This window comes from Marinomonas rhizomae (assembly GCF_024397855.1).
Taxonomy (GTDB): Bacteria; Pseudomonadota; Gammaproteobacteria; order Pseudomonadales; family Marinomonadaceae; genus Marinomonas; species Marinomonas rhizomae_A.
On record NZ_CP073343.1, the window covers coordinates 3,540,982 to 3,564,882 of the forward strand.

The following is a 23,901-nucleotide window of genomic DNA, read 5'->3' on the forward strand; positions in this document are numbered from 1 at the left end:
AATGACAAAATAGACTTTTTTCTTACATATTTATCAAATAATACTTATAACAAGGATCAAATCTTAGTAACGTCATAGCCATATACAGCATCTAACTTAGACTGAATAACATTCGGTGCAAAGCGCCCTGCGGCTTGAAGCGCCTTTAGCTTCATCTTCCCAAACACACCGCCGTGCATGTGATATAAACCGGTGTTGGCTTTAGACATATTCTGAATATTAGTTGCTCTAGGTTTACGAGATTGCTCGTATCTTTGCAGAGCCTCCTCCAAAACATAACGTGATAAACACTCAGCGAGCACATATCCGTCTTCAATAGCCATCGCGGCACCTTGCGCCATGAAAGGCAACATAGGGTGACAAGCATCCCCCAGTAAAACCACTCGACCTTGATGCCAAGTTGATAATTCAGCCCTGCCATTTAAAGCCCATAAAAAAGTATGGCTCGCGGATTTTATTAACTCGCTTACTTCAGGGTGCCAATCTGCAAAAGCACGCTTCAACTCGTTTACATCGCCCTCTTCACGCCATGATTCAGATTGCCAATCACTGCGCTCTTCCACGGCAACAAAGTTCACATAGTCACCGCCGCGCAAATAGTAGCTCACAAAATGACGGCCCGGACCCACCCAAACACAGGCATCCGGCTTGATATCAACCGTTAGATCACTGACCGGGATAACACCACGCCATGCAACTTGCCCCATAAAGGCTGGGCGCTCTTGCCCTAACATTTTCTCACGTACTTTTGAACGAATACCATCGGCACCAATTAACAAATCGGCGTAAAACTCTCGACCCTCTTCGAGCAACAAACAAACCTGCTTGAGCTCAGTATTGTCTCGATAGCCAACCACGACTGCATTTAATACCAATTCGACCCCTGCGTTTGCACAAGCTTCAGCTAAAACCTGATGTAAATCAGCACGATGCAAATGCCAGTAAGGAGCACCATAACGAGCTTCGGCATGTTCCCCCAATGGCGACTTCAGAAAATACTCACCCGACTTATAATCACGGATCGCAGCGTGTTGTGGGACAAAGGCGAATTGGCTCAATTCAGCTTCTAACCCTAAGTGTCGCAAAACTTTTAAAGCATTGGGACTTATTTGCAGTCCAGCGCCAACTTCACCTAGGCTCGCAGCTTGCTCACACACCACGACTTGAATACCTTGCTTAGCCAGCGCCAATGCCGCACACAAGCCTCCAATCCCAGCCCCAGCAATCACAACACTATTCACCTGATCCACTCACCTGCCCTCTTCGTTAATGCTGATTTTTGCAAGAATCAAAAGCGCCATAGTAGCGAATTCTTACCTAAATAAAACCGATCTATATCACTTATGGTGAAACAAAAAATATGGAAATACTTTTCAAATACTATGGCTCGATCCTTGCTATATTTCTCCAGTAGTGCGAAAACATTATAAGTAGCCTAGCAAATCAGGGTAACGATATAGCTAGATTCCACCTTACAAACTAAAGAAGTCTCCCCAATGTGGGGCGGATGCACAAAAAGAGCACGCAAATGTGTGCAAGTTTAAAGCACCCACCTCCGGCTTGATAAAGAGAACGAGGTATACATGGAAAAACTAACGAGCCATTATCAGTCAGCTGATTTTTTTGACGAGTTAATTGATGACAAAGGCACAGCAAGATCTCCTGCAAAACAACTCTTGGGATATCTAGACAGTCTTTCAGAAGATGAGCTAGAAAAGAGGCGCCTCACTGCCGAAGCAACAATACAAGAAATGGGCATCAGCTTCACGGTCTACACAGAGGAAGGCAATATAGACAGAGCATGGCCCTTCGATATAGTTCCCCGCACGATAGAAGCCTCAGACTGGAAAATAGCTGAAGCAGGATTAAAACAACGCCTCACCGCCCTTAACCTTTTCATCAACGACCTCTACCACGATCAAAACGTCATCAAAGACGGCATCATTCCAGAACACATCATTAAAGACTCCAAAAATTTTAGACCAGAATGCGTTGGCGTATCGCCAGCCTACGGCGTATGGGCACATATTTGTGGTACCGATTTAGTACGAGATGAAAACGGCGACTTCTTTGTTTTAGAAGATAACTTACGTGTGCCCTCTGGCGTATCATACATGCTAGAAAACCGCGCCATTACCAAGCGTGTTCTCCCTGAATTGTTTGAAAACGAATCCATCTTACCGGTCGATTCATATACCTCGCAATTGTTTGACACCTTGGCGTCTTTGTCTCCAAGAGACATAGAAAACCCTGAGATCGTAGTGTTAACACCGGGTATTTATAACTCCGCTTATTTTGAACACGCTTTCTTGGCGCAACAAATGGGCGCGGAATTAGTAGAAGGCAGTGATTTGTTTGTCGACAGCGACGACTGCGTCTATATGAAAACCATCGATGGGCCAGAGCGTGTGGATGTGATCTACCGTCGTATTGACGACTTATTCATCGATCCAGAAGCCTTTGATCCAGAATCTGTACTGGGTGTTGCGGGTCTCATGCGTGCATGGCGAGCAGGCAATGTCGCCTTAGCAAACGCACCGGGCGCTGGTGTTGCCGATGACAAAGTCGTTTACGCTTATGTTCCAGCTATTATTCGTTACTACTTAAACGAAGAGCCAATTCTTAACAACGTCGAAACTTTCTTATGTGACGATCCTGAACAGCGAGCCTACGTCCTTGCTAACCTAGATAAATTGGTGGTTAAACCAGCCAACGAATCTGGCGGTTATGGCATGCTGGTTGGTCCTCATTCAACAAAAAAAGAACAAGCACTGTTTGCTGAGCTAATTACTAAAAATCCTCGTAATTACATTGCTCAACCAACATTAAGATTATCAACCGCACCAACGCTTATATCCAAAGGTGTGTTAGAACCTCGCCACTTAGACCTTCGTCCATTCATCTTACAAGCCAAGGATACTTACGTTACCACTGGTGGCTTAACCCGCGTCGCAATGAAAAAAGGCTCCTTGGTCGTTAATTCGTCACAAGGTGGTGGTAGTAAAGACACTTGGATTGTTGAAACAAAGGGGCAGTAATCATGTTATCTAGAGTCGCAGAACGCTTGTATTGGAGCGCACGGTATTTGGAACGCGTTGAAAACACGGCCCGCTTGGTCAGTGTTTATGACGACCTATTGTTCGACCTTCCAAAAAACATCGAAGTATCTTGGTATAACTTAATCGAGATACTCAGTGGCGAAGAATTATTCGAACAACGCTATAAAGTCAAAGACGAACGCAACGTGGTGAAATTTCTTTTAGCCGATGACACCAACTTCAACTCCATGTTGTCATCATTGAAAATGGTTAAAGAAAATATTCGTACCACACGTGATGCTGTTCCCAGAGAAACGTGGGAACTGATAAACGAGCTGGATCTATACGCACAACAGAATATAAAACAAGGCATCAACCGCTCGGGTCGCCATGATTTTCTCAATACCATCATTGAAGGCTGTCAAAAAATCATCGGCCTATTTGCTGGCGCCATGAGACGTGATTCAGGCTGGCACTTTCTCATTATGGGCCGCTATCTAGAGCGAGCCGACATGGGAACCCGTATTCTGGATGCCGCTGTGTCATTAATGCTGCAATCAGAGCCAGAGGCGCGAATCCAACTTGGCCAAGTGACTTGGTCAAAAGTATTAAAATCTCAAAGTGCGTATTTGGATTATCGTCGCACCGTTCGAACTTCTATCAACGGAGCGAAAGCAACGACATTCTTGATGAATGACCTTTGTTTCCCAAGATCTTTAGCTTACTGCTTGGGACAAATAGGTGAAGCAGCGACAAAATTACCCCGCGCAGGTTTGATTACCGCTCAGGTAGATAAACTTTTAGAGTTTGATTACCCAATCAATAGTTCAGAAGATTTGGATGAAGACTTTCATAACCATCTCAATGATATACAGATTGCCATTATCGAAATAAATCACCAGATCACCGAAAACTGGTTTCATTTTCGGCAAGGAGACGCTGCATGACCATTAGAGTCGCAATACAGCACAAGACTACCTACGAGTTTGATCGTTTTATCAACGTGGCACCCCACGTGTTAAGACTGCAACCGGCGGCGCACTCACGAACAAAAATTCACGCTTACTCATTGAAAGTGCTGCCAGAAACGCATTTTCTTAATGTGCAACAGGACCCATTTGGTAACTTTCAAACTCGCTTAGTGTTTCCTGAAAAAACCAATAAGTTAGAGTTTTACGTGGAAGTGATCGCTGATATGACAGTGATCAATCCATTTGATTTTTTCGTGGAAAGCTACGCGGAAGAGTATCCATTTGCCTACGACAAAGCCCTGAAAAAAGAGCTAGAACCTTATTTACAAGTCACCGAATCTTGCTCTTTATTAGATAAATGGCTTTCGACCGTTGACCGTAAAAACACACCAATCAACGATTTCCTAGTTGCGATTAACAGCCGCTTAGCGGCCGATATTGGCTACGGAATCCGCCTAGAGCCTGGCGTTCAAACCTGCGAAGAAACTCTGACCCTGAAAAAAGGTTCTTGTCGAGACACCTCTTGGCTATTGGTACAAATTCTTCGCAGCCTAGGTTTAGCAGCGCGCTTCGCATCTGGCTATCTTGTTCAGCTAACCTCTGATGTAAAAGCACTCGACGGCCCATCAGGCCCCGAAGAAGATTTCACCGACTTACACGCATGGTGTGAAGTCTTTTTACCAGGCGCAGGCTGGGTTGGATTAGACCCAACGTCTGGTTTGTTTGCTGGCGAAGGTCACATTCCATTAGCTTGTACTCCAGAGCCAGCTTCCGCAGCACCGATCACAGGCTTAATAGACGAATGTGAATGCGAATTTAGTTACAGCAACATTGTGACTCGTATTCATGAAGATCCTCGTGTAACCAAACCCTATGCCGAAGGCGAATGGGACACCATCAAAGCCCTAGGTTTTGCGGTCGACAAACAGCTTGAAGACGGTGACGTCCGTCTGACAATGGGTGGTGAGCCAACGTTCGTATCCATCGACGACATGGATTCAGAACAGTGGAATACCGGCGCATTGGGTGCAGAAAAACTCAAATTAGCCAAAGACTTACTGATCAAAATGAAGCAAGAATTCGGTGCTAACGGCCTACTTCATTATGGCCAAGGCAAGTGGTATCCGGGCGAAGAAGTACCGCGTTGGGCACTGGGTTGTTTCTGGCGCACCGACGGCGAAGCCCTGTGGAATGATCCGAAATATTTAGCACGCGTAGACAAAGACTACAAACACACCATCAAAGACGCACAAGCCTTTGGTGAACTCTTGTGTGATAAGCTCGCGCTGGATAAGCAATACCTTCAAAGTACTTACGAAGACACCCTGTATTATTTGTGGATGGAGCAATCGCTTCCCGCAGATGCAGACCCAACCAAAGCCGATTTAAAAGACGACTTAGAACGCCGCCGTCTAGCGAAACTGCTTAGCCGTGGTTTAAGCACTACTACAGGCTACGTTTTACCGTTAGAATTCGATACAGTAAACAATCGTTGGAACAGTTCACTTTGGCCGATGCGCAGTGACGTTATCACCTTGATTCCAGGCGACAGCCCAATGGGCTATCGTTTGCCGCTGAATTCTTTACCTGCGCAAGCGGAAGAAGATCGCATTCCTGAACGAGATCCGTTCGATCCTCGTCAACCTTTAGCGAACAAAAAAGACAACGCAGTACTAGACAGCGTCGCCAAACAGCACTTCGCTAAAAAAACAGCACCATCAAAACCAGCGTTAGCTCCTGAGAAAACACTTAAAAACGTGATTCGTACCACATTGTGTATCGAACCACGAGATGGGCGCTTGCATGTGTTCATGCCCCCCATGACGCATCTTGAACATTTTGTCGCAGTTCTTGAGCATCTTGAAGCGGTAGCAAAAGCCCTTGATAAACCTATCGTTGTCGAAGGTTACGAGCCACCAAAAGACCCACGTTTGCAAAAGTTTTTGATCACGCCAGATCCAGGTGTTATCGAGGTGAACATTCACCCAGCGGCAAGCTGGAAAGAATTGGTTCACAATACTGAAACCCTGTATCACCAAGCTTATCTTTCTCGCCTTGGCGCAGAAAAATTCATGCTGGATGGTCGCCATACAGGCACTGGTGGTGGTAACCACGTGACACTGGGTGGTCGCACTCCAGCAGACAGTCCTTTGTTGCGCCGCCCTGAATTATTACAAAGTTTAGTCACCTTCTGGCAGCATCATCCTGGCTTGTCCTACCTTTTCTCTGGCATGTTCATTGGCCCAACCAGCCAAGCGCCGCGCCCAGACGAAGGCCGTGATGAAGCCTTGTATGAAATGGAAATTGCTTTCCAAAACATGCCGGAAGGCTTAGTAGATGAACCTTGGTTAGCGGATCGTTTAATGCGAAATTTGCTGGTCGACATCACAGGCAACACCCATCGCTCTGAATTTTGTATTGATAAGCTTTACGCGGCTGGCAGCGCCAGTGGTCGCCAAGGTTTATTAGAATTCCGTGGCTTCGAAATGCCGCCACATCCGCATATGTCGCTCGTGCAAATGCTGCTGTTGCGCTGCCTCGTGGCACGTTTCTGGAAGGAACCGTACAAAAAGCCTTTGGTACGTTGGGGCACAAGCCTTCATGACAAATTCATGCTGCCGCATTTTGTTTGGCAAGACGTGAAAGAAGTGGTCGAAGACCTTCAGCGCCATGGTTTCCCATTCAAATTAGAATGGTTGGCTCCATTTGAAGAGTTCCGTTTCCCTCATTACGGTCGTCAGAAAATCGATGATATGGAAATTGAGCTTCGTTGGGCGATTGAACCTTGGCACGTACTAGGCGAAGAAATCACCGGATCGGGCACCGCTCGCTATGTGGATTCTTCCGTTGAACGTTTGCAGGTGAAACTATCCGGTTTAACCGATGGACGTTACGTGCTGAGCTGTAATGGTCGCCGCGTGCCGATTCGTTCCACTGGCCGTAAAGGCGAATATGTGGGTGCGGTTCGTTATAAAGCTTGGGCGCCACCATCTGCCTTGCACCCAACTTTAGGCATTGATGCGCCGTTAGTATTTGATTTGATTGATACTTGGAACGGCTTATCTGTTGGCGGTTGTACCTATCATGTGTCTCATCCTGGTGGACGAACCTACGATAATGTACCGGTCAACAGCAACGAAGCAGAAGCACGTCGGGTTAACCGTTTTTGGGATCATGGCTTCACTCAAGGCACACTATCTCCACCACCGGCCTTTAGTGCACTGCGCTCTTTTTACCCTAATGGCGACGAGCCTCGCGCTATGTCGCCACCAGCAGAAGAGCCAATAAATGAATATCCTCATACATTAGATCTAAGGAAGCAGTATAATGTTCTCTAATAATTAATTTTTTAGGCTCAAGCTCATTATGCAACTTCAAACAGGTACTTTTATAACGTCGTTAATCGATGAAAAAACGACGTTATCTTCCGCCTATGATAAACCGATAAATGCTTATGATGAGGCCTTCACGGAAGATCGCCAACCGCGCGCGCATTGGGAAACCTTGCTGCGCAACATAAGCAGTCTTTCAGACGAAGAAATGCTCGACCGACAACGTCGTGTCCAGCGTATTCTTCGTGAAGACGGAGCTACCTACAATTTAACCAGCGACCCGCTTACACCCAGTGTTTGGTCGCTGGACCTTATTCCCAATATTATTCCAACCGATGAGTGGCTTGAGATTGAGCAGGGCTTAGCTCAGCGCTCAAACTTACTGGATCTCATTTTAAAAGATCTTTATGGCCCGCAGGAACTACTGAAAAACGGCATTATTCCTTCTGAGATTATTTTTAGTCATCCCGGTTTTTTACGCCAATGCCACGGAGTTATGGTTCCAGGGGCTCATCAATTACTGCACCATGCCGTGGATCTGGTTCGTGACCATAATGGCCAATTTCAAGTTATTGGCGATCGGACCCAAGCGCCAAATGGCGCTGGTTATGCACTGGAAAATCGCACTGTTGTATCTCGCGTTATTCCAAACAGTTTCCGTGATAGTCAAGTACGTCGTCTGGCAGGATTTTTTCAATCCTTCAAAAACATGCTGTCGTCTCTTGCCAGCCAATGGACTGATACGCCACGTATCGTCATGCTGTCTCCCGGCGCTTACAGCAGCACGTATTTCGAGCAAGCTTACTTATCAAACTACCTTGGTTTTCCATTAGTTCAAGGCAGCGATTTAACCGTACGTAATGGCGCAGTTTGGATGAAATCCTTAAACGGCTTAGCTCGTGTCGATGTAATTTTGCGTCGTGTCGATGATGCCTATTGCGATCAAGCCGAACTAAGAGCGGATTCTTTCCTTGGTGTTCCAGGCTTATTAGAAGTGGTTCGAGCAGGCAATGTTGTACTTGCTAACCCATTGGGAAGCGGTATTTTAGAAGCGCCAGCATTAGTAAAATTTTTGCCTGCCATCAGTGAGTTTTTGACAGGCGAACAACTTACTTTACCTTCTGTAGCAACTTGGTGGTGTGGTGATAAAGACGATTTAAATTATGTGATCGCCAATCTTAGTAACCTGATTATCAAGCCTGCGATTCGTAGCAATAGCAGCAACAGTATTTATGGCCACACGCTAAGCGAAAAGCAAAAACTTAATACGATAGAAAAAATTAAAAAAGCCCCGCATTTATATGCAGCACAAAACTATGTACCGGGTTCCATGTCACCCATTTGGTTAAATGGAAAGATACAAGCTAGACCGAGCCTGTTACGCGCTTTCACCGTTGCTAGCCCAACAGGCTACACGGTTATGCCCGGCGGTTTGTCTCGTGCTGGTGAATCGACGAAAGAAGCCATCGTCACCAATATGTCCAGCTCCAAAAGTAAAGATACTTGGATCATCGCAGCGGAACCCGAAGCGCCAAGTAACTTGCTCACAGACCAAGTGCTGCTGCAAGACGAAGCCTTACAATCAAATTTACCAAGCCGAGTGGTAGAAAACTTATTCTGGATGGGCCGTTATGCCGAACGCGCCGAAATCAGTATGCGCTTGCTGCGTACCATTTTTAAACAAATGAATGGTATTGATCCACTACCAGAAGAAAGCCGTCGCATGTTGCTTGAAATGGTATCGACACAAACTGGCTGCTTACCCGGTTTTATAAAAGCGGATGAAAAACTGCTTGCCAACCCTGATGCCGAGCTCGTTTCAATCATTACGGATGGCAGTCGTGCGGGATCGGTCAAAGCCAACCTGCAAGCCATGTTAAGTTGTGGTGAGCAAGTTAAAGAAATGCTGTCTGCTGACACTCGTATCATCATCAATGAGTTGCGTGATCATATTCATGAGCTAGATCGCTCTTATACCAATGGTTTACCTCCCGCGCCGGAAGAATCGCTAGACAGCCTAGTCACTTCCCTATTGGCACTGTCGGGGTTGAACCATGAAAGCATGTTGCGCGGACTAGACTGGACGTTTCAGGAAATTGGCCGCCGTACTGAACGCGCATTGCAAACCGCTACCTTGTTACGCTCAGCACTGACCAAGCCCTTATCATCAGGGCCGCAGCAGCAGATTCTAGAATCTGTTTTATTAAGCGTAGAAGCCCTTATTTCCTTCCGTCGTCGCTACCGGAATCGTGCTCGTGTGGCTTATGGATTAGATCTCTTAATGATCGATGGCACGAACCCACGTTCTTTACTTTATCAAGTAGAACAACTGCGCAAATACATCAGAGAACTGCCCAGAAATGAGACAACTACAGCAGGTCTAAGCCCTGAAAATAAAATCATTTTAAAATCACTCAATGATATTCAGCTTGCCGATTTGGAAGAGCTTGCCACGATTGACCCAGATAGCCAAAGCCGTCAAAAACTAGAGCAACTCATGACCGAGCTTTTAGATCAGCTTGAGCAATTCACTGTCCTCATTAGCGATAAGTATTTTGACCATACCGCTGGCCCGCAGTCATTGACGGCAGCCATCAGAGGATCCAATGTATGAGATACCGCGTTCGTCATATAACAGCATATAGCTATGGGGCACCTGTGAGTCTATGCTACAACATGGCTCACTTATTGCCGCGAGATACACGCAATCAACGCTGTTTAAATCAAAAAATACAAATCAATCCGCCGCCAGTTTATCAAAACGATGGCGAAGATTATTTTGGTAATCAAACGTTCTATTTTTCAATTCAAGAAGCTCATAAAAAGTTGGTCATTGATGTCACCACCGACTTTGAAATTTCGCCACTAGACGTACTACAATGGCAGGCACAAAGCACTCTGACTTGTGGCCAATTACGTGCCCAATTAGACAATCCAAATACTCCCGAACTGCGCATGGCAAAAGAGTATTTACTGGATTCACCGCAAATACGCTGCTCAGAAGACCTAAAAGCTTATGCGCAAAGTACTTTTGCTGATGACAAACCAGTCTTGCAAGCGGCGCTGGCTTTCACCCATAAGATCTTCACCGAGTTCAAATTTGACCCAACCACCACCACCGTTGCGACACCACTTGAACAAGTACTTAAACAACGCAGTGGTGTGTGTCAGGATTTCGCCCACTTAGCGATTGGCTGCTTGCGCTCGGTTGGCATTCCAGCACGCTATATGAGCGGCTACTTAGAAACCTTGCCACCACCGGGGCAAGAAAAGCTTGTTGGTGCTGATGCGTCTCATGCTTGGTTCGCCGTACTTATTCCAGAATTAGGCTGGGTAGAATTTGATCCAACTAATGATTTGATGCCAAGCGACCAACATATTGTCACCGCATGGGGACGAGATTATGCCGATGTCACACCATTGCAAGGTGTTATCTTTGAAGGCGGAGGTTCTCAGCAGTTGGCCGTATCAGTGGACGTAAGACGAGTCTAACGAACACCAGCTCTTTGCTCATCATAATAAGGGCATAACCCCCAATTGCAGCACCGTTTAAAAGTGTACAATTATCGGACAAAAGTCATACTACATAGCATGTAGAGCCGATATAAGGTAAGCTTCGCGAAATTCTTGCATAACCTGATTTTTCAGCTTTGCACCTGCCTTTATAAAACATGAGAACATCTATGAGTTTCGACAAACTTGGGCTTTCTGCCCCCATCCTAAAAGCCATTGAAGATCAAGGCTATACTGAGCCGTCTGCAATTCAGGCTCAGGCAATACCTGCCATTCTTGAAGGCCAAGATGTGATGGCCGCGGCCCAAACAGGGACAGGCAAAACAGCCGGTTTTACCCTACCCTTGCTTGAAATTCTAAGTAAAGGCGAACACGCGCAAAGCAATCAAGTCCGTGCCTTAGTACTAACACCAACACGAGAACTCGCCGCTCAAGTCGCAGAAAGCGTAAAGAACTACGGCCAACATTTAGGCCTTAAATCGACCGTCGTATTTGGTGGCGTAAAAATCAACCCTCAAATGATGGCCCTTCGCCGCGGCGCGGATATTCTTATCGCTACGCCTGGCCGTATGATGGATTTGTACAACCAAAAAGCGGTACGTTTCGACAAACTAGAAGTTCTTGTTCTTGACGAAGCCGACCGCATGTTGGACATGGGGTTTATCCATGACATCAAAAAAATCCTAGCGATTTTGCCGAAGAAACGCCAAAACTTATTGTTCTCTGCGACTTTCTCTCCAGAAATACGCCAGCTAGCAAAGGGCTTGGTAAACAACCCTGTTGAAATTTCCGTTACGCCACGCAACGCGACAGCCGTTTCTGTTGAACAATGGTTACACCCTGTCGACAAAAAACGTAAAACTGAATTGTTAATTCAACTGATTGCCCAAGGCCGCTGGGATCAAGCCTTGGTATTTTCTCGCACCAAACACGGTGCCAACAAGATCACCAAACAACTAGAAGACGCCGGCATTCGTGCTAGTGCGATTCACGGCAATAAGAGCCAAGGCGCACGTACTCGCGCTTTATCAGACTTTAAAGAAGGCCGCATTCGTATTCTTGTGGCTACTGACATCGCCGCTCGTGGACTAGACATCGAACAGCTACCTCACGTGGTCAACTTTGACTTACCAGACGTGGCTGAAGATTACGTTCACCGTATTGGTCGTACTGGCCGTGCAGGCGCGACAGGCAAAGCAATTTCATTGGTTGCCGCTGACGAGCTGGATCAATTACGCGCTATTGAACGCTTAACTCAGAAGCTTATTGAACGCCGCTATGAAGATGACTTCATGCCAACACACATGTTGCCTGATACCACTCTGGATACGCGCCCGATCAAACCAAACAAGCCTAAAAAGCCGAAATCACCACGTGATCAACAGGGTGCAGCAAGACAAGGCAATGGCGCAAAGCAAGGTGGCAATCCAGCTAAAGGTAATGCACCTAAGTCTGGTAACCGTCGCCCAGCCGCCCCGAAAGCTGAAATGACACCGGGACAAGGTCTACGTAGCAAGCCTCTAGCGCCAGCACGTCGTAACCGTAAACCAGATTAATACTCGACTAATCTGCTAGTATATATGAAGCCACAGTGAGACTATCTCTCTGTGGCTTTTTTGCAAAAACGCTTAACGAAACTCACCATCATCAAGGACGTGTTATGGGCATAATCATCCTTCCGCTGTTTTTATTTTGGCTAGTCTGCTTTCTTTTCTCTTTTCGAATGGGTTATGTCTTATTGAAAGAGGAAAAACTGTTTGCTTATAAAATATTACCAACGATTGCCGCCATCCTTCTCGCCTTTCTGTATATGAAGCACTCGATCAACCAGTTTGAAAGTAGTGAGTCGCTTTGGGCATTTGAGATAATTTTTTACTTCTTATTTAACCTTGATGCCGCCGCCCTATACTTAGCCGCACTGCTATCTTACTTCATCCTAAGAAAACGAATAAAAAACCCATCGATCAAATCTCTTATTTTCATCATCGCATTGTCTATTTCTTTAGGAACCTTGCTAGGCGCTTTTGGTAGCGAAGCTTTTATGGAAAAAAACAATATTGAGCAGACCTATTAGAAGAGGGTGACATCTGATTCTCAATTTTAGAAACAGATGTCACTTTGAACAAAAACTAGCTCAGCTTATAAGAGCTAATTTCTTTCAATACACTTTCAAAACGCTCTCCAGCCTGAACAGAACCTTCATCCGTTTTGTTCACCATATCCAGAATTCGCTCAGAACGCTCGCTGACATTTTGAATATTCTTATTAATTTCTTCCGACACCTGAGATTGTTCTTCTGACGCAGTAGCGACACGCTCGATAGTTTGTGCTAATTGCTCAATCGCATCAAACAAGCCCTGCATCATGGTGACGTTTTCGCTTACTATGTCGGAAGTTTGCGTGGCCATGCTCGCACACTGATCCATAGATTGCAGAGCGCTCTTGCCAGAGCCTACCAAGGCTTCGATCATAGAGCGTATTTCTTCTGTAGAGTTCTGCGTGCGCTGAGCAAGCGTTCTTACTTCATCAGCAACTACGGCGAAGCCTCGACCTTGTTCACCTGCACGAGCCGCTTCAATAGCAGCATTCAATGCCAATAAATTGGTTTGTTCAGCAATGGATTCAATGGTTTGCAAGATAGTGCTAATTTGCTCTGTATGACTCGTAACAGACTGCACCGCTTTATATCCACCATTCACTTCTGAAGACAAATTAGCGATGGATTGTAGAATCGTCTGCATACGCGCTGACCCTTGGGTACTTTGCTCTCGAATACTCTCGGTAGCGTCTGCTGAAGACAGCATATCTTGGGAAATCGTATTACTGGTAAGCGACATCTCTTCTACTGCGGATGCCATCAGATCCGTTTGATTAAATTGGTCTTTGGTTTCTTGTAGTGCAGTTTTCGAATAGCCACTTAGTACATTCATACTTTCTTTTGATTCAGACGCCATATCTACCATCAAATGAAAAGATTCACTCAAATGGTCTAAATGCATGTTTAAATATTGAATAATCTCGCCCAACTCATCTTTTGACGTATTCTCAATTCGTCCCACCAAATTACGCTCTGAAGAGACATTTGATAACGCTTGGCTAATACGCTCCACCCGTTTGGACAGAGAACGTGTCAACGAGAACGCCAAGAAAATCACCGGTGTAATCAGTACAATAAAACCAATAATCAAACCATTACGATAAAGTTCACTGCGAGACGTTAACGCAGCACTGAGATTATTAATTTCGGAGCTAATTTTATCTGCAACTCCTTTTATCAAACCTATTTTCGCCGTAGCAAGTCCAAACCAATCTGCTGGGCCATTTACAGTAGAAACATCCTTCATCGCCAAAAAAGCATCTGTAGCCTGTGTGACGGCCTTCCAATTATCATTTTTCATCGCCGCATTCAGTAATGCTTCTTCTTTATCTGACGCCGTCACCATAAAGTGTTCTAACTGATGATTCTCATCTTCAATGAAAGCTGCAATCTGAGACTGACGCTTTAATGTTGTAGACTTAGCTGCATACACACCATTTAAAGCACCACGATATTGACCTGCACGCTCCTTCATCCACAATAGACTTAAGCGAGCCTCTAGCGCTTTGGCAATATCTCGATTGCTAATGTCCAAAATAACGCGTTGAATGGAATTTAATGCTTGGCGATTCACCTCTGAATAAAAATCAAACGCGCCATTATCTGCTGCCAAAGCATCGACTTTTTGCCGAACTTGATTCTTGTCTTTCAACATAGCCAAAACAGACATTCGTAAACGATTTAGACGCTCAGAAGTAAGCTCTTCAAAAGAACCACTCTCTAAGTTTCTCAATGCGGCTTCCGCATTGTCCGCAATTTTACGCTGGGCCAATAAAGCATCTCTTCCGTTATTACCTTTACTGCCTAAAAAGCCCGCACTCAAACCCCGTTCAACTGCAAAATTATGAGCCACACCATCTAAAACAGACGACAACTTCACCATGTCTTCTGCGACATGACCTTCATGAACACCTTCATTTAAATCGTTAACTAAAAAGCCAACAATAATAATGGCAAACAGCGATGGTAAAATACCAACAATAGCTACCGATTGAGACACTTTAAGGTTTGAGAATAAGGACACTAGCCTCTCCTTGTCATTGTTTTAAGAAAGCTTAGATTAAATTATGCACTTTGCATGCCCAGTACTTATTTTTTTTACATTATCTAGATTTCAAGTAATTTTCTTACTTCCTAGATGTCTATTTAATTCGATATGTTGAAAACAAAAAAACCACCCGAAGGTGGTTTTATATAAACAAAATAACGCTCTGCTATTAACTGTGTTTCAGTTCAGCTTCTGGCACTTCATCTTGTTCAAACACTTTCGAATCAGTATGACCAAGCCATTTCGAGGTGATACTGCCTGCGGTCATGGCACCATTAACGTTCACAGCGGTACGCCCCATATCGATCAAAGGCTCAATAGAGATCAGTAAGCCAGCTAATGCAACAGGCATATCCAACGCCGACAAAACGATCAAAGCCGCGAACGTCGCGCCACCACCAATGCCTGCAATACCAAATGAACTAATGGTAACGATGGCAATCAGTGAAATAATAAAGCTAGGGTCCAATGGATTAATGCCCACGGTTGGTGCAATCATCACGGCCAACATGGCTGGGTATAAACCAGCACAACCATTTTGCCCCATCGTCGCACCAAAAGATGCCGAGAAGTTTGACTCCCCTTCACCATTACCAAGACGTTTTACCTGAGTATCGATATTCAGCGGAATCGTACCCGCACTAGAGCGAGAGGTGAAAGCAAACAACAATACTGGCAAGACTTTCTTAAAGTAACGCAGCGGCGAAATACCGTTGAACGCTAACAGACATAAATGCAGAACGAGGATCAATGCTAGACCAACATAAGATGCCACAACAAAGTTAAGCAACGTCAAGATGTCATCAACATTAGAACCCGCAACCACCTTAGTCATCAGCGCCAAAATACCATATGGCGTAAGGCTTAACACCATACGAACCAAGGTTCTAACAATAGATTGAGCTACATCAACAAAACGTTCAAAACTAGCGCCTAATTCTGGCTCTTTACGAGCAACTGTTACACCTGCCACACCAACAAACGCAGCAAAGATAACCACAGCAATGGTTGAAGTTGGACGGCTACCCGCTAAATCAGCGAAAGGGTTACCCGGGAAGAAAGACGTAATCATATCAGCAAAAGACACACTAGCCAGACCATCAAGACGTGTCTCCAATGCCGCACCACGCGCCATTTCGCGAGCACCTTGCACAATACCATCAGCCGACAAACCAAATAGATTACTGACAAAAACACCGATCAAAGCAGAAACCGCAGTGGTCGCCAACAAGATACCGATAATACCGCCAGACATTTTGCCCAATGAGCCCGTGTCTTTCACCTTGACGATCGCGCCAATGATAGACACTAAAATCAACGGCATAATGATCATCTTCAGCAAGCTAACATAGCCATAACCGACGATATTCACATACTCTAATGTTTCGTTAGCTTCTGTACTGCCAACACCATAGATAAATTGCAATGCGGCACCAAAGGCAACACCCAAACCCAAACCAGTGAATACCTGCGTGGATAACGTCTTTTTCGCTTTTTGCAGTTTGAACAACAACGCGATTAACAAAGCGAACACCGCTAAGTTAATAATGGGATACAACATGGAGAAAAAACCTTAACAAATTAGTCATTGAACACCGGCTCCTTGCTTATCTAAACATCAATAAACACTGAAAACCGACAAGTTGCGGCAATGTTAACAAAATCTTGACTAAATGGATAAGAAGGAAAAATCATTACCTTATATAAGAAAAACAAATAAGGAAAAAACTTGAACGCCTTATAAACACATCCAGAAATCACAAATCACTACACTTATCCATTTGCCAAAATGCATAAATTCGACTTTTATTAGAGGCACTAAAAATAGCTAACCAACAAAACATATTACAAGGAAGTAAACAGTGACTAGACAAAAATCGTGGCGATTCCCTATAAGAATCCTTGTCACTAACATGTTTCTTCTCGCCATAGTAATTACTGCAAGCATTGCAATTACGCTGCAATACAGTGCCAGTAAAAAAGCCGCTGTTGATCACATGCTATCAAGTATTAACTTACTTTCTGATCATATGAGCGAAAGTGTTTCTCATCTCGACAACGATGCCAAACAAACCGTTAATCTACTTGCCGAGCTAATCAGCTCAGATTTATCCAGCACCAGCATAGAACAAAAAAGCAGTCTATTTGCTCAGTTTCTACAAAAGCGTCCCGAGCTATACAGCCTTTATATTGGTGACATACAAGAAAACTTCTTTCAGCTTATCAACCTAGATTCCGCCAAAGACACAAGACAATTAATGAAAGCACAAGCAGATGACCGCTGGGCTGCTATCGATATTTCCGGTCGAGGAGAAAACCGCTTACGCAAGACTTATTATTATTCCAGCACCTTTCACCTGAACCACCAAAAAACAGAACGCAGCGATTTTACTCCGACTAAACGGCCATGGTTTGCAGCATCCGTGCAGAATCATATTTATAAAATACCACCTTACCTTTTTGAGCACTTACAAGTATCTGGACAAACGTACGCCAAGAGAATTCGCAATACAGAACAAGTAATTGGCTTGGACATTCTGCTGTCTTCTTTATCAGACCAATTGTCCATGTCTTCTTCAAAGATTATAAATGGCCAAGAGCAAGCTTTTTTATTCAATCAAAGTGGTAACATCATTGCATCAAACACCACACATAATGACTTAGACAAATTGCCACAGTCCCAATATATACAAGATCACCTCAGCATAGACCCTAAAAAATTAATCGATATTGCCAACAACCCAAAGGCAAAGCAGCCAACCCTTATCGAAAAAGAAGACACGTCTAGATACTATGCCTTTGTCACTGCCATCGGCAATGACATACTCAACCAGCAATATATCGCTGTCGCCCTACCAAAAGAGAAGCTGTTTCAGCAAGCAACCAAGGAAGCGCTTCGTTCTACATTATTAAATGCCTTGGCAATGATAATCCTATTACCCATTGTCTGGCTTTTCAGCTCACCTATCGTGCGCCCAATTCGACATTTACAGCTCGAAACAGAGAAAATAAAGCAACGTCAATTTGATGATGTGACCTTTACTGACTCATACATTAAAGAAATTTGGCAACTGTCTAACTCCTTTGTTTCTATGACGGAAGACATTAAACAGCACGAAGCCAGCCAAAAAGAGTTTATGGAGGCATTAATACGTCTTATCGCTACCGCCATCGATGACAAATCCGCTCATACTGGTGGTCACTGCTATCGTGTTCCAGAACTTGGTCTGATGATCTCTGACGCTTTAGAAAAAGCCAAAGAAGGGCCGTATAAAGACTTTCACTTTGCCAATGATAATGAACGTTTAGAATTCCGCGTTGCTGCTTGGTTGCACGACTGCGGCAAAATCACCATGCCAGAACACATCATAGACAAAGGTTCCAAGCTGGAATGTATTTATAATCGCATTCATGAAGTTCGCATGCGATTTGAAGTCTTATGGCGTGATGCCGAAATAGAGTATTTACGCGCCGTGCACATTGAAAAACAAGATCCAACCGTCGCTTTAACAACATGGCAAGAAAACCAAACAAGGCTTCAAGAAGAATTTGCTTTCGTAGCCAAAGCCAACGTTGGCAGTGAATTTATGAGCGAAAAAGACCGGGAAAGAATCAAAACCATTGGAGCGCAAGAGTGGGCTCGAAATTTTAATAATCGCCTAGGATTATCTCCTGCAGAAGAAATGATGTTTGCCAAACAAGAGCAAAATAACAAGCTAGACAGCGACCAACCTAGCGCCATAGAAACCCTAATGTCAGACAAACCAGAGCACATCATTCCACGGCATAAAGAGATCAAGTTTGACGCATCGCTAGGTATCAAAATGACAATACCTGAACACCAATATAACCAAGGTGAAATCTACAACCTCACCATACAAAGAGGCACACTGACCACAGAAGACAGATTCAAGATCAACGAACACATGATCAGCACCATTACCATGCTAGACAGCTTGCCGTTCCCGCCAGAATTAAGTCGAGTACCGCTTTACGCCTCCACTCACCACGAAAGAATGGATGGCAAAGGTTACCCACGAAAACTCAATGCTGAACAGCTCAGCATTCCCGACAGAGTCCTAATGATCGCCGATGTATTTGAAGCGCTCACCGCTGCAGATCGGCCTTATAAAAAGGCCAAGCCAATCAGCGTTGCCATCAACATCATGTTTAACATGTGCCAAGAAGGTCACCTAGACCTACAACTATTCCGCTTCTTTCTAACCAGCGGCACTTACTTAGCATACGCCGAAAAATTCTTACCCGAGAGTCAAATAGATAAAGTGGATATCACTCCTTACTTAGAAGAATGACAGAGAAAACAGAAAGCTGACTGAGAACGTCAACAGAGCACAATCCTTCTTGCGCCACCTCGCTATATAACGCAATATATAACGCATCGATATTCATCCTATTTCCAAACAGGTAGATCAGGGTAAAACCATGCGATTATTTAACTCTCTCAGCACCATACTACTCAGTTTTTTGATGTTTAGCCCTTCGAGCTATGCCGAAGAAGTCCACGCTGCCGTTGCATCTAACTTCACTGCTGCCATGAAAGACATCGCCAAACAATACGAGGAAGAATCTGGAAATAAAGTTATTTTATCCTTCGGATCTTCCGGTAAGTTCTTTGCTCAAATCCAACATGGCGCACCTTTTGATGTCTTTCTATCCGCGGATCAAAACAAACCCGATGCCTTAGAAAAAGCAGGCGCCATAATCCCAAACAGTCGCTTCACCTATGCCATTGGCGCCTTGGCTTTGTGGTCGTCTAAAGCCGATTTCATCGACAACAATGCCGCTCGTTTAAAAAACGGAGATTTTAATAAACTGGCCTTAGCCAACCCAAAGCTGGCGCCTTATGGTGTCGCAGCAATGGAAGTGCTAAAAGGCTTAGGACTCACAGAAAAGACACGATCAAAATGGGTAATGGGCGAAAACATCTCGCAAACCTATCAATTTGTCAGCACGGGGAATACCGATTTAGGATTTGTCGCCCTGTCACAAATAATGAGCAAAGGACACATTAAATCAGGCTCAAGCTGGATCATCCCCTCGGATCAATACAGCCCAATACGCCAAGATGCCGTGCTATTGAAAAAGGCAGACAATAACGCCGCAGCAAAAGGTCTGCTTGACTATCTACGCAGCGACAAAGCCCGTAACATCATCCATTCATACGGTTATAAAACGGAATAACAGCCAATATGCTTTCTGCGTCAGACTTAGAAGCCATTTGGCTAACCTTTAAAGTAGCAACCACAGTTACGGTGATTCTACTACTCATCGGCACCCCAATCGCTTGGTGGCTAGCACGCACTCGTTCGCGTTTAAAAGGCCCCATCAGCGCCATCGTTGCCCTACCGCTTGTACTCCCACCCACCGTATTAGGCTTTTATCTACTGATCGCCATGGGACCCAACGGTTTTATTGGTCAATTAACTCAAGAGTTAGGTATAGGAACACTGCCATTTACTTTTTGGGGGTTAATAGTCGCGTCAGTATTTTATTCTCTGCCTTTTGTTGTTCAGCCCATACAAAACGCCATTGAAGCCATTGGCGAGCGACCATTAGAAGTGGCCGCCACCTTGCGAGCAGGAAGCTGGGATCGTTTTTTTACCGTTGTTTTACCATTAGCGAAACCAGGCTTTATTACCGCTGCTATTTTAGGATTTACGCACACGGTCGGCGAATTTGGCGTTGTCTTAATGATAGGCGGCAACATTCCCGGACAAACTCGCGTGGTATCCGTACAAATTTATGACCATGTTGAAGCCTTGGAATATGACCAAGCTCACAAGCTCGCTGCCATCATGATCATCTTTTCTTTTGTGGTGTTGCTCAGCCTTTATAGCTTCCAACGCAAAAACACCCTGTGGGGAGCGAAATAGCCATGCCAACCAACAAAATCGCCATAGAAAACAAAGAACAAGACCTGCACGCTAAATTTCACCTACAGCACCCAAAATCTCGCTTTGCTTTAAACGTTGATCTCACGTTGCCAGACAGTGGCGTCACCGCTATTTTCGGGCAATCAGGCTCAGGGAAAACAACGCTATTGCGCTGTATTGCCGGATTAGAGAAAGCGCAACAAGGGTATTTTGTGATGAAGGGGGAAACATGGCAAAACGATAATTTTTTCCTACCGACACACAAACGGCCATTAGGCTATGTCTTCCAGGAACCCAGCCTTTTCCCCCATTTAACCGCAAAAGGCAATTTAGATTACGCCATTAAACGCAGCGGTATTCCCTTACCAACTGGTTTATATGACCAAGTCATCGACTTAATGGGCATTGAATCCATACTAAAGAATAATTCACAGCAACTGTCTGGCGGTGAAAAACAACGTGTTGCTATCGCGCGTGCCTTATTGATTCAACCCAAATTATTACTGATGGATGAGCCCTTAGCCTCACTGGATAATGCAAGAAAACAAGAGATTTTACCGTACCTAGAAAAGCTGAAGTCCACACTCAACACGCCCATTTTGTATGTCAGTCACTCAGTCGAAGAAGTGATGCGCCTAGCGGATCATGTTGTACTGATGGAAGATGGCGAAGTCGCCACTCAAGGACAGGTAGAAGAGGTTTTCTCACAACTAACATCACCATTGCTGTTTAATAATAACACTGGCGTCATCTGGCAAGGCCAGATTGTCGAACAAGATGAGAAATGGCACTTATCAAAAGTATCTTGTGCTGGCAGTGACTTATGGATTCGTAACAACGGCGACAGTCTTGGACAGCAGGTTCGAGTCAGAATACTCGCCACCGATGTGAGTCTAACGCTTACGCGTCATGAAGATTCCAGCATATTGAATCGACTGTCCGTCACCGTGCTAGATATTGTTGCCGACAAAGACCCAGCCATGGCGTTAGTCCGCTTACAGACAGAGCAAAACACGCTTATTGCAAGATTGACCTATCGATCCGTTGATCACCTAGCCTTGGTGGCAGGAAAGACACTCTGGGCGCAAATTAAAAGTGTGGCACTGGTCAGATAATCGAACCTGCGTCACTCATCTTTCAGTAGAATAACGCTTGGCGCTTTGAACAAGGCACAGGCTGCCTGCCCTACTTCCAGTTCCAGCTCTATTGCGCTTATATTCGTGATAACAGCAGACACAGACTTACCACCGCCAATGTCTAATGTCACATCCGTATTCACCGCACCAGGCAACAAACGAGAAATCGTACCGACCAACTTATTTCGAGCGCTGGTGACCACCTTGGTATTCGTGCTTAAAATCACTGAGGATGCCTTAATCAAAGCCACCACATCGCTGTTCTTCTCTAACCCAAGCTGCTCAACGCTTTCCTGAGTGATCATCGCAATGATGGATTGATTAGTACCAATATCCAACTCCACCTCAGTATTCACAGCCCCAAGAGTAATATTGCTAACCGTGCCTCTAAATTGATTTCTTGCACTGGTTCTCACACTCTCACTCCTCATAAAACTCGCCACATCGTTCAGGTTATGCAGTTTATCGCCTAAGCGCTCAATGAATTTTCGATGCTCATCCTGCAAGGCTTGGAAACCTGAAATCACCCTATGGCCCAACTCAGTTAACAAAGTTCCGCCGCCTTGCGCGCCACCCGTAGAGCGAACAACCAAAGGCTGAGCCGACATATTATTCATCGCATCAATACGATCCCACGCGGTTTTATAACTGATCCCCACCTGCTTCGCCGCCTTAGAAATAGAGCCACACGCATTAATCGCTGCCAACAACTCAATCTGCGCCGACGCAAAAGGTTTATGCTGCTCGGTTAACAGGAACACCTCTCCCTTCAACCCAGCCAACGCTGTTTTCTTATCCGTCATAAACACCTGTGTGCTAATCGCATCTAAAATCTTACTAACCAGTTTATATTAAAGACAATTTTAATACCCATGGTATTAAAAATACATCATCAGATAAACCAACGAGAAGAAGTAAAAAACTTAATGTCGAGAAAGCATTAATGACATATCAGTCGATATGAAAGTGAGGGTAATGGCTTACACAATTTAGTGTAGGCCATCTATTAGAACACCCAAAAATCGTAGGCAATAAAAAAGCCCCGATACGTCAGTTTTCACTAACCTATCGGGGCTTATTTTATATGGTGGGCCTGCCCAGACTTGAACTGGGGACCTGCCGATTATGAGTCGGATGCTCTAACCAACTGAGCTACAGGCCCTAAAAGCGTTGAAGATTATAGCGATATGCTTGCCGCTTGCCAAGAAGTCGATGCGATTTAAGTGTAATAAATCTTCGAAAGTGGTTGATAAACAGGCTGTTTTTCAATCAACCACTTGCCCAGCCCTCTTGTTTTCTGCCTTTCCGCACTTTCGATTTGTCGCTACAAGAAAATTTAAACTCGTTCAAAAGCGTACTTTATTTCGGTATAAGTCACTTTGGTCTTAATCGCTTCTAAGGCAATTAGGTGCAGTAGCTGTTCACGAGTAGTACAGGCATCAGGCAAGATGCTGACTTGATATGGATCGGCGGCATCCGAAATAGCGGTATGCGTTACGCAGTTTTGCGTCATCATGCCGCAGATAACCAAGCGGTCGACTTCCAGCTCTTCTAACACTTGCGTCAGGTTTGTCTCTTGAAATGCATCGGCGTGTGTTTTTGTTACGATAGGCGCATCTGGTGCGGCATCTAAGATAGCTTGGTGTAATTTCACCCCTTCGCTGCCTTCAGCAAATAGCGGAGATTCGCTTGCAGCGACATGTTGCACAAGGATCACGGCTGCATCTTGCTCTTTCGCGGCGTGAATGGCGTTAAGTATTTCTTTTAGGGCTTCATCTGCATTCCATAAAGGAAAGCTACCATTGGTGAAGTAGTCGTTTTGTGGATCAATCACTAATAATGCGGTGCGGCTCATTGTTGGCTCCTATTCTG

Annotated in this window: 16 protein-coding genes and 1 tRNA gene; 11 read left to right on the top strand and 6 right to left on the bottom strand. The window is 44.9% G+C overall.

Features of this window, described 5'->3' with window-relative positions; genetic code table 11:
* Positions 1 to 56: 56 nt before the first annotated feature.
* On the bottom strand, positions 57 to 1,250 hold the full coding sequence (locus KDW99_RS16695; protein WP_255826303.1) for an FAD-dependent monooxygenase: 1,194 nt from the start codon (positions 1,248 to 1,250) through the stop codon (positions 57 to 59).
* 333 nt (positions 1,251 to 1,583) lie between these two features.
* On the opposite strand from KDW99_RS16695, the gene KDW99_RS16700 reads away from it, so the two are divergent.
* The 7 genes from KDW99_RS16700 (at position 1,584) to KDW99_RS16730 (ending at position 12,928) form a co-directional block, all read left to right on the top strand.
* Positions 1,584 to 3,038, top strand: a complete 1,455-nt coding sequence (locus KDW99_RS16700; RefSeq protein WP_255826304.1) for a circularly permuted type 2 ATP-grasp protein — start codon at positions 1,584 to 1,586, stop codon at positions 3,036 to 3,038.
* A gap of 2 nt (positions 3,039 to 3,040) precedes the next feature.
* Positions 3,041 to 3,985, top strand: a complete 945-nt coding sequence (locus KDW99_RS16705) for an alpha-E domain-containing protein (protein ID WP_255826305.1) — start codon at positions 3,041 to 3,043, stop codon at positions 3,983 to 3,985.
* Positions 3,982 to 7,347, top strand: a complete 3,366-nt coding sequence (locus KDW99_RS16710) for a transglutaminase family protein (protein ID WP_255826306.1) — start codon at positions 3,982 to 3,984, stop codon at positions 7,345 to 7,347. The genes KDW99_RS16705 and KDW99_RS16710 overlap by 4 nt, the downstream gene beginning before the upstream one ends.
* Before the next feature lie 28 nt (positions 7,348 to 7,375).
* Positions 7,376 to 9,955, top strand: coding sequence for a circularly permuted type 2 ATP-grasp protein (locus KDW99_RS16715; RefSeq protein ID WP_255826307.1), 2,580 nt, complete (start codon positions 7,376 to 7,378; stop codon positions 9,953 to 9,955).
* On the top strand, positions 9,952 to 10,833 hold the full coding sequence (locus tag KDW99_RS16720) for a transglutaminase family protein (RefSeq protein WP_255826308.1): 882 nt from the start codon (positions 9,952 to 9,954) through the stop codon (positions 10,831 to 10,833). The genes KDW99_RS16715 and KDW99_RS16720 overlap by 4 nt, the downstream gene beginning before the upstream one ends.
* Before the next feature lie 191 nt (positions 10,834 to 11,024).
* Positions 11,025 to 12,410 carry a DEAD/DEAH box helicase gene (locus tag KDW99_RS16725; protein WP_255826309.1) on the top strand — a complete coding sequence of 462 codons (1,386 nt, stop codon included), beginning with the start codon at positions 11,025 to 11,027 and terminating at the stop codon, positions 12,408 to 12,410.
* A 104-nt stretch (positions 12,411 to 12,514) separates the two neighbouring features.
* Positions 12,515 to 12,928 carry a hypothetical protein gene (locus KDW99_RS16730; RefSeq protein WP_255826310.1) on the top strand — a complete coding sequence of 138 codons (414 nt, stop codon included), beginning with the start codon at positions 12,515 to 12,517 and terminating at the stop codon, positions 12,926 to 12,928.
* Positions 12,929 to 12,983: 55 nt separating this feature from the next.
* Here KDW99_RS16730 and KDW99_RS16735 read toward each other — a convergent pair whose 3' ends face one another.
* Complete coding sequence (locus KDW99_RS16735; protein WP_255826311.1) at positions 12,984 to 14,975, bottom strand: methyl-accepting chemotaxis protein; 1,992 nt, start codon at positions 14,973 to 14,975, stop codon at positions 12,984 to 12,986.
* Between the two features lie 193 nt (positions 14,976 to 15,168).
* Positions 15,169 to 16,560, bottom strand: a complete 1,392-nt coding sequence (locus tag KDW99_RS16740) for an L-cystine transporter (RefSeq protein WP_255826312.1) — start codon at positions 16,558 to 16,560, stop codon at positions 15,169 to 15,171.
* A gap of 301 nt (positions 16,561 to 16,861) precedes the next feature.
* On the opposite strand from KDW99_RS16740, the gene KDW99_RS16745 reads away from it, so the two are divergent.
* The 4 genes from KDW99_RS16745 (at position 16,862) to modC (ending at position 22,008) form a co-directional block, all read left to right on the top strand.
* Positions 16,862 to 19,312: an HD domain-containing phosphohydrolase gene (locus KDW99_RS16745; protein ID WP_255826313.1), complete on the top strand. Its 2,451-nt coding sequence runs from the start codon at positions 16,862 to 16,864 to the stop codon at positions 19,310 to 19,312.
* Positions 19,313 to 19,442: 130 nt separating this feature from the next.
* Entirely contained in the window at positions 19,443 to 20,201 is a 759-nt protein-coding gene (gene modA, locus KDW99_RS16750) for a molybdate ABC transporter substrate-binding protein (RefSeq protein WP_255826314.1), read from the top strand.
* A gap of 8 nt (positions 20,202 to 20,209) precedes the next feature.
* The gene (gene modB / locus KDW99_RS16755; RefSeq protein ID WP_114412330.1) at positions 20,210 to 20,893 is read left to right on the top strand and encodes a molybdate ABC transporter permease subunit; all 684 of its coding nucleotides are present in this window, start codon (positions 20,210 to 20,212) and stop codon (positions 20,891 to 20,893) included.
* 2 nt (positions 20,894 to 20,895) lie between these two features.
* Positions 20,896 to 22,008 (top strand): molybdenum ABC transporter ATP-binding protein, encoded by a 1,113-nt coding sequence (gene modC, locus KDW99_RS16760; RefSeq protein ID WP_255826315.1) that lies wholly within the window; start codon positions 20,896 to 20,898, stop codon positions 22,006 to 22,008.
* Between the two features lie 11 nt (positions 22,009 to 22,019).
* Here modC and KDW99_RS16765 read toward each other — a convergent pair whose 3' ends face one another.
* The 3 genes from KDW99_RS16765 to KDW99_RS16775 form a co-directional block, all read right to left on the bottom strand.
* A complete protein-coding gene (locus KDW99_RS16765; protein ID WP_255826316.1) occupies positions 22,020 to 22,832 on the bottom strand; it encodes a TOBE domain-containing protein in 813 nt (270 codons plus the stop codon).
* Positions 22,833 to 23,114: 282 nt separating this feature from the next.
* Positions 23,115 to 23,191 (bottom strand) — tRNA-Ile (locus tag KDW99_RS16770).
* Between the two features lie 174 nt (positions 23,192 to 23,365).
* Complete coding sequence (locus tag KDW99_RS16775; protein ID WP_255826318.1) at positions 23,366 to 23,884, bottom strand: cysteine hydrolase family protein; 519 nt, start codon at positions 23,882 to 23,884, stop codon at positions 23,366 to 23,368.
* Positions 23,885 to 23,901 lie beyond the last annotated feature (17 nt).

Coding starts and splice junctions, on each gene's coding strand:
- KDW99_RS16700 (WP_255826304.1), top strand. CDS start 1,584: ATGGAAAAACTAACGAGCCATTATCAGTCAGCTGATTTTTTTGACGAG.
- modB (WP_114412330.1), top strand. CDS start 20,210: ATGCTTTCTGCGTCAGACTTAGAAGCCATTTGGCTAACCTTTAAAGTA.
- KDW99_RS16715 (WP_255826307.1), top strand. CDS start 7,376: ATGCAACTTCAAACAGGTACTTTTATAACGTCGTTAATCGATGAAAAA.
- KDW99_RS16730 (WP_255826310.1), top strand. CDS start 12,515: ATGGGCATAATCATCCTTCCGCTGTTTTTATTTTGGCTAGTCTGCTTT.
- KDW99_RS16765 (WP_255826316.1), bottom strand. CDS start 22,832: ATGACGGATAAGAAAACAGCGTTGGCTGGGTTGAAGGGAGAGGTGTTC.
- KDW99_RS16705 (WP_255826305.1), top strand. CDS start 3,041: ATGTTATCTAGAGTCGCAGAACGCTTGTATTGGAGCGCACGGTATTTG.
- KDW99_RS16720 (WP_255826308.1), top strand. CDS start 9,952: ATGAGATACCGCGTTCGTCATATAACAGCATATAGCTATGGGGCACCT.
- KDW99_RS16740 (WP_255826312.1), bottom strand. CDS start 16,560: ATGTTGTATCCCATTATTAACTTAGCGGTGTTCGCTTTGTTAATCGCG.
- KDW99_RS16710 (WP_255826306.1), top strand. CDS start 3,982: ATGACCATTAGAGTCGCAATACAGCACAAGACTACCTACGAGTTTGAT.
- modA (WP_255826314.1), top strand. CDS start 19,443: ATGCGATTATTTAACTCTCTCAGCACCATACTACTCAGTTTTTTGATG.
- modC (WP_255826315.1), top strand. CDS start 20,896: ATGCCAACCAACAAAATCGCCATAGAAAACAAAGAACAAGACCTGCAC.
- KDW99_RS16775 (WP_255826318.1), bottom strand. CDS start 23,884: ATGAGCCGCACCGCATTATTAGTGATTGATCCACAAAACGACTACTTC.
- KDW99_RS16725 (WP_255826309.1), top strand. CDS start 11,025: ATGAGTTTCGACAAACTTGGGCTTTCTGCCCCCATCCTAAAAGCCATT.